The 6,430-nt window shown below is 44.3% G+C and carries 6 protein-coding genes; 5 read left to right on the top strand and 1 reads right to left on the bottom strand.

All coding sequences use genetic code 11. From position 1 onward, the window contains the following. Positions 1–442: 442 nt before the first annotated feature. A complete protein-coding gene (locus tag BLP85_RS13060) occupies positions 443–634 on the bottom strand; it encodes a DUF3565 domain-containing protein (protein ID WP_092820543.1) in 192 nt (63 codons plus the stop codon). 116 nt (positions 635–750) lie between these two features. Between BLP85_RS13060 and gshB the strand changes: the two genes are divergently transcribed. The 5 genes from gshB (at position 751) to BLP85_RS13035 (ending at position 6,423) form a co-directional block, all read left to right on the top strand. After that, complete coding sequence (gshB, locus tag BLP85_RS13055) at positions 751–1,695, top strand: glutathione synthase (RefSeq protein WP_092820541.1); 945 nt, start codon at positions 751–753, stop codon at positions 1,693–1,695. 323 nt (positions 1,696–2,018) lie between these two features. Beyond that, positions 2,019–3,116 carry an undecaprenyldiphospho-muramoylpentapeptide beta-N-acetylglucosaminyltransferase gene (gene murG, locus BLP85_RS13050; RefSeq protein ID WP_092820539.1) on the top strand — a complete coding sequence of 366 codons (1,098 nt, stop codon included), beginning with the start codon at positions 2,019–2,021 and terminating at the stop codon, positions 3,114–3,116. A gap of 14 nt (positions 3,117–3,130) precedes the next feature. Then, the gene (murC, locus tag BLP85_RS13045) at positions 3,131–4,579 is read left to right on the top strand and encodes a UDP-N-acetylmuramate--L-alanine ligase (RefSeq protein WP_092820537.1); all 1,449 of its coding nucleotides are present in this window, start codon (positions 3,131–3,133) and stop codon (positions 4,577–4,579) included. Positions 4,580–4,635: 56 nt separating this feature from the next. Continuing rightward, positions 4,636–5,565, top strand: coding sequence for a D-alanine--D-alanine ligase (locus tag BLP85_RS13040; protein WP_092820535.1), 930 nt, complete (start codon positions 4,636–4,638; stop codon positions 5,563–5,565). Between the two features lie 3 nt (positions 5,566–5,568). After that, on the top strand, positions 5,569–6,423 hold the full coding sequence (locus BLP85_RS13035) for a cell division protein FtsQ/DivIB (protein ID WP_092820534.1): 855 nt from the start codon (positions 5,569–5,571) through the stop codon (positions 6,421–6,423). Positions 6,424–6,430 lie beyond the last annotated feature (7 nt).

Genomic DNA, 6,430 nt, shown 5'->3' with positions numbered 1-6,430 from the left:
TCAAAGTTAAGATGATGGTATGACAATTTTATATACTCCATAAACCCTTTAAATTAATTAGGTGGTTTATGTCGCACTTCAAGTTTTACTCTGCCAATGTTTAATAGATTGCTAATTTTTATTTTAAGGGGTAAATGTGATTTATTCTGTATGGGAAATAATTTAATAGTAGGGGCTTAAATAAAAAATTAATAAAGGTGATTATAATATCTGGTCAAATCATTATTTTTTTATTATATAGATTTTGATTTAACAGGGGTGAATATGGTGGATTGGGGTTTTATTTTTAAATGGTTAATTTAAATGATCTGTTTTTGGGGTTTTAAACTCTTTTAATTTATGCAATTGAGAATAAAAATCATTATTCTGACATGGCTAAAGAAAATTGTAATATTATATTTTAGATAAATATTTCATTATTTATTCTTTATCTGAAAAATCATTAATCTGGTTCTTCACATTTCTTGCATTCCAGCATTATCCCGATTTTCTCTTTTCGACCCTGCTCGGTCATGACCCAAGGGCGGTTTTGCCAGGGCGGATTATGCCGCACATGTTGCGTATGACCGCAAGCCAGGTCTGCGACCCAATGATTTTCTTCATCTAGGTGAAATCCAATAATGGCTTGTTGCATAAAGTATTCCTGTCAGTGTTCAAAGTATTCCATACAAGCTTTACTAAAATTGAGAAAAAAGAAAGATTAAACTCCGCTATACTTTTCTCAATTTAAAAATACATGAGCAGATCGATATGCGCGTACTTGTTGTGATGGATCCCATCGAAAATGTAAACCTGAAAAAAGATTCTTCTATGGCCATGCTCTGGGCTGCCAGCCGTCGTGGACATGAGTTGGGTTATGCATTACAGCAAGATTTATACATCGATCAAGGTAAAGCCTTCGGTTTGATTTCACCGCTGAAAGTGTTTGAAGACTATAACCATTATTATGAATTGGGTGAAAAGAAAAAAGAATCGATCGCGGCTTATGACGTGGTGCTGATGCGTAAAGACCCGCCTTTCGACATGAACTTTGTTTATACCACATATATTCTGGAACAGGCCGAGCGTGAAGGGGCGTGGATTATTAACAAGCCGCAAAGCCTGCGTGACTGTAACGAAAAACTGTTCGCCACCCAGTTCCCAGAACTTCAGGTACCGACTTTAGTGACCTCAAATGAAGGTTTGATCCGGGATTTTCTGAAAGAACACGTCGATGTAATTGTAAAACCACTGGATGGAATGGGCGGCACAGGCATTTTTCGCTTGTATCAAGATGGCATCAATATTGGGTCGACCATTGAAATGCTGACCAATAACGGTACCCGACCGATTATGGCGCAGCGTTATATTCCGGAAATTGTCGAGGGCGATAAACGTATCCTGATGGTGAATGGTGAACCAGTACCTTACTGCCTGGCCCGTATTCCGCAAAATGGCGAAGTGCGCGGCAACCTGGCAGCAGGTGGCTTGGGGCAAGCTCGTCCACTTTCTGAAAATGACAAAGCGATTGCAGCAAAAGTAGGGCCTTACTTACGTGAAAAAGGCCTGGTTTTTGTCGGTCTGGATGTGATTGGCAATTACGTGACGGAAATTAATGTGACCAGTCCAACCTGTATTCGTGAAATTGATAGCCAGTTTGGGACTTCCATTGCCGATGATTTATTTGCCGTTCTGGAAGCAGGTTTGCAAGCTTAAGTCTTATTTTTTAAAAGAGTTCCTCATGGGAGCTCTTTTTTATTCTATTTGATTCGTTCCTTTTCTTGCTTTTTATTTTGGGATAACAAAGGGACAGGAATTTAAGGGTTGTTCAAAAAAACAGGTCGTAAAATTGCTTAAAAAATATATATTTTGCTCGATTATTAATAAAACTAGTTTAAACTTTAAAATCTGAAGAAAAAAACAATCAAACGCATGTTGAAAAAAAGTAAATAACCTTTCACGGTTATGCGTTTGTGATTACAATTGTCAGCTTAAAATCAAATTTCGTTATTCCTATTTTAGAATTGAAGAATTAGACCGTGACCGAAGCAACGCAAACAAAGCCGAAACATGTGATGATGATGGCTGCCGGAACCGGTGGGCATGTTTTTCCAGCACTTGCTGTTGCCAAAGAATTACAGCAGCAGGGAATTGAAGTGTCCTGGCTGGCAACGCCGACTGGCATGGAAAACCGTTTATTAAAGAATCATAATATTCCCATTTACCAGATTGATATTCAGGGTGTACGTGGTAATGGGGCTGTGCGTAAGTTATTGGCACCGTTTAAAATTTTAAAAGCCACCCTAAGCGCCATGCGTTATATGAAACAGCTTAAGGTCGATGCTGTGGCCGGTTTTGGCGGCTATGTGGCCGGTCCCGGTGGTTTGGCGGCTCGTGCCTTGGGTATTCCCGTGATTATTCACGAGCAAAATGCCATTGCCGGTTTCACCAATACCCAGTTATCGCGTATTGCAAAAAAAGTGTGTCAGGCATTTCCCGACACTTTTCCTGAAAGTGCAAAAATCGTGACCACCGGCAATCCGGTACGTAAAGAAATTACTGAAATTTTAAGCCCGTCTTGGCGTTATCAAGAACGTGAGAAAGCGGGTTTGCCGCTACGTATTTTAATTGTCGGTGGCTCACTCGGTGCACAGGCATTAAATGAACGTGTACCGGAAGCCTTAAAACAGCTGAATGTACCATTGAATGTGTATCATCAATGTGGTCAAAACCATGCCGAGGCGACCCAGGCACGTTATGTAGATAAGCCTGCATCACTAGAGGTGGAAGTACAGCCTTTTATTGAAGATATGGCCAAGGCTTATTCGGATGCCGATCTGATTATCTGCCGGGCCGGTGCTTTAACCGTGACAGAAATTGCAACGGCAGGGGTGGCAGCGGTTTTTGTACCACTGCCAAGTGCGGTCGATGATCACCAGACGGCGAATGCCGGATTTTTAGCCAAAACTGGTGCGGCAAAAATTTGCCCACAAGCCACTTTAACTCCAGATAGCTTAAAAGAACTTTTAGCCCCGTTGATGAATCGCCAGTTGTTGTCTGAAATGGCAGTCAAGGCACGTCAACAGGCTCAACCAGATGCAACCCAACACGTGGTTCGTTTAATTCAAGAATTGTAAAATTAGAGTAATATATGTCTCCATCTACTCCTGCTGACCAAGCAAAAAAGTTAATCAAAGTGCCTGAAATGCGCCGTATCAAACACATTCATTTTGTGGGGATCGGCGGTGCAGGGATGTGTGGCATTGCAGAAGTACTGAAAAACCAGGGCTACAAAGTATCGGGCTCCGATATTAAAGCCTCTAAAACCACGGCTCAACTCGAAGAAAACGGCATCAAGGTCTATATTGGCCATGCGGCAGAAAATATTAAAGATGCCAATGTCCTGGTGGTTTCAACCGCGATTGATCCTGAAAACCCGGAAATCAAGGCCGCCATTGAAAGCCGTATTCCCGTGGTTCGCCGTGCAGAGATGCTGGGTGAGCTGATGCGTTACCGTCACGGTATTGCCGTTGCCGGTACGCATGGTAAAACCACCACGACAAGTTTGGTGACTTGTATGCTGGCGGAAGAAAATCTTGATCCCACCTATGTGATCGGCGGTTTGCTGAACCGTACCGGTGTCAATGCGGCACTGGGAGCCAGCCGTTACATCGTGGCTGAAGCGGATGAATCAGATGCATCATTCCTGCACTTGCAGCCTATGGCCACCATTGTGACCAATATTGATGCGGATCATATGGATACTTATGGTGGCAGCTTTGATGTCCTGAAAGATACCTTTGTGCAGTTCTTGCAGAAACTTCCATTCTACGGTCTGGCTGTAGTATGCGGTGATGACGCCAACATTCGTGAAATTATGCCACGTATTGGCCGTCCCCTCTTAACCTACGGTTTTAACGAAGACAATGACATCCGTGCGGTTGATGTCGATCAGGATGGTATGCGTACTCACTTTACCGTGCTGCGTAAAAACCGTGAACCGCTTCGTGTGACGGTGAACCAGCCGGGTCTGCATAACGTGCTGAATGCCTTGGCGGCAATTGGTATTGCAACCGATGAAGGCGTTTCTGATGGCGCGATCTGCCGTGCATTAGAGGGTTTTAGCGGTGTAGGCCGTCGCTTCCAGGTTCAAGGTGAATTTGAACTTGCATATGGCAATGTTAAATTGGTCGATGACTATGGTCACCATCCTAAGGAAGTCGAGGCCACCATTAAAGCGGCACGTCAAAGTCATCCAGACCGCCGCCTGGTGATGATGTTCCAGCCGCACCGATTTACCCGTACCCGTGACTGCTTTGATGACTTCGTCGATGTATTGTCACAAGTCGACCAATTGTTATTGTTAGAAGTGTATCCTGCAGGCGAAAAGCCGATTGTCGGGGCAGATAGTCGCAGTCTGGCACGCAGTATCCGTTTGCGTGGCGATGTTGAGCCGATTTTGATTGACCCTGTAGATGGCAATTTACAAAACGCGATGCAAAAAGTGTTACAGGCGAATGACTTGTTATTAACGCAAGGCGCAGGTAATGTGGGTGCGATCTCGGTTGAGCTTGCACAAAATAATTTGTATTTAAAATAATCACTTTGTGTGTTTTTGCATGTGATCGTTCAGTTATAAAGTTTAAGGATATAAACGTGGCAAATGCTTCAAAATTCGGCAAAGTTGCCGTATTGCTTGGTGGTAAATCAGCTGAGCGCGAGGTTTCTCTAGATAGTGGTCAAGCTGTGCTTGAAGCATTGGTGCGTTCGGGGGTGAATGCCGAAGCTTTTGACCCACAAGAGCGTAGTGTGACTGAACTGGTCAACTATGACCGCGCCTTTATTGTCTTGCATGGTCGCGGTGGGGAAGACGGTCAAATCCAAGGCACATTGGAATGGTTGAATATTCCTTATACCGGTACCGGTGTGCAGGGTTCTGCGATTGGCATGGACAAGGTAAAAACCAAGCAGGTCTGGCAAGGTTCGGAACTGCCAACGGCACCTTATCGCATTGTGACCAAAGACTCTGACCTGGATGCAATTATTGATAGCATTGGTCTGCCATTTATTATCAAACCGGTACATGAAGGTTCAAGTATTGGTATGAGTAAAGTTGAACGCAAGGAAGACTTTGCTGATGCGATCGCCAAGGCGACTGAACATGATGCCGTGGTGATGGCAGAAAAATGGATTACTGGCCGTGAATTTACCATTGTGATTTTAAATGGTCAGGCCTTGCCGATCATTCGCCTGGAACCGCCAAAAGATGTGGCATTCTATGACTATGAGGCCAAGTACAACCGTAATGACGTGCAGTACGGTATCCCTTGCGGTTTAACCGAGGAAGAAGAAAAACGTCTGCAGGCTTTATGTTTGCGTGCTTTTCAGGCCGTCGGTGCCAGCGGTTGGGGCCGTATTGATGCCATGCAGGATGAACAGGGCAACTTCTGGTTACTGGAAGTGAATACTGTTCCAGGCATGACCAGTCATTCTCTGGTACCCAAGGCTGCCAAAGCTGTAGGCTATAGTTTTGATGAGTTGTGTGTGGCGATTTTAGAACAGACTTTAACGGCTGCGGCTCACTAGAATATGGCTCAACTCCCTGCTTCAATGCGCCGTAAACGAGCGGCAATTACCTCCATTCATGATAAGCCACCTACACGTAAGGAAAAGCTTACGAATCTCGGTGGCTGGTTGTTGATGCTGGTTGCACTTGTGGTATTGGCTGTGGGGATATATGGTCTGTATGGTGTCATGACTGATGCGCGGGTGGCCAAACTGAGTGTGGTGGGTACCCGCTCGGAGGCTGAAAATCGCCAGGTCATGACCCATGTTGCACCCAAGGTTACAGAAAATTATTTTACCTCTGATCTGGAAAAAATCCGGGATCAGGCTTTAGAGTTGTCTTGGGTGGATCGCGTGGTGGTTTCACGTGCATGGCCAAATTCAATTCGTGTACGAGTGATGCCCCGTCATGCCATTGCCCGTTGGGGAACCGGACGACTGTTGAGTGATAGTGGCGATATTTTTACAGAAGTGGTGCCGCAGAATAACCAGAAATTACCTTTGTTGCATGGTCCTGCTTCTCAGTCAAAAATGATGATGCGTCGTTACAATGAAATTAACCAGTTATTCCTGCCGGTCAACATTCGCTTAAAAGAATTATATTTAACAGAACGTATGACCTGGTTCATGCAGTTTGATTCAGGTTTGCGCATTATTGTGGATCAGGATCAGACCATGGGTAAACTTCAACGCTTGAGTCATCTGGCACAAAGTGATTTAAAACCGGTTTGGGCTAAAATTTCGTCAGTAGACTTGCGTTATAGAAACGGAATGGCCATACAATGGAAGAATGCAGCACCTCCGAATATTGTAAATGGTCATTTTGTTGTAACGATTGATGACACAAGCATTGCAGATACAAGAACGGTAAAGCCATAATTGGGCG

Origin of the sequence: Acinetobacter kookii, assembly GCF_900096895.1 — a bacterium.
Taxonomy (GTDB): Bacteria; Pseudomonadota; Gammaproteobacteria; order Pseudomonadales; family Moraxellaceae; genus Acinetobacter; species Acinetobacter kookii.
Note: the sequence above shows the minus strand (reverse complement) of the source record. Positions and strands in the feature narration are given on the sequence as shown.

Excerpts from the sequence above, each read along its gene's own strand:
- BLP85_RS13035 (WP_092820534.1), top strand. The coding sequence starts at position 5,569 with ATGGCTCAACTCCCTGCTTCAATGCGCCGTAAACGAGCGGCAATTACC.
- BLP85_RS13060 (WP_092820543.1), bottom strand. The coding sequence starts at position 634 with ATGCAACAAGCCATTATTGGATTTCACCTAGATGAAGAAAATCATTGG.
- murC (WP_092820537.1), top strand. The coding sequence starts at position 3,131 with ATGTCTCCATCTACTCCTGCTGACCAAGCAAAAAAGTTAATCAAAGTG.
- gshB (WP_092820541.1), top strand. The coding sequence starts at position 751 with ATGCGCGTACTTGTTGTGATGGATCCCATCGAAAATGTAAACCTGAAA.